The sequence below is a fragment of the Streptococcus hepaticus genome, from assembly GCF_043656315.1.
Lineage (GTDB): Bacteria > Bacillota > Bacilli > Lactobacillales > Streptococcaceae > Streptococcus > Streptococcus hepaticus.
The window spans coordinates 1-307 of the sequence record NZ_JBINIY010000058.1 but is presented as its reverse complement, the minus strand read 5'-3'; the positions used below and the strand labels follow the sequence as shown (position 1 = coordinate 307).

At 40.7% G+C, this 307-nt stretch carries 1 protein-coding gene; it reads left to right on the top strand.

Annotated elements, in window-relative coordinates:
* On the top strand, positions 1–262 hold a 262-nt coding region (locus tag ACHUFA_RS11090), incomplete at its 5' end, for an integrase core domain-containing protein (RefSeq protein ID WP_394406126.1).
* Positions 263–307 lie beyond the last annotated feature (45 nt).

Here is a 307-nt window from a genome sequence, read left to right as displayed (position 1 = left end):
GTTTGATAATGCCTTGATTGATGAGATGTTAGAAGCCTTTGGCATCACACGTTCGCTGAGTCATGCTGGTTGTCCTTATGACAATGCGGTAGCTGAGAGTACCTATCGCTCCTTCAAACTGGAGGTTATCAACCAAGAAAACTTCCACTCTCTGGAAGAATTAACCCTTAAAACCAGGGATTATGTCCACTGGTGGAATCACCATCGCATCCACAGCACTCTTAATTACCAAACACCCATGACTAAAAGAGCAATCGTTTAACAAAAACACTTTATAAATTTTGTACAGAAAAGTGTTGCCTTTTCA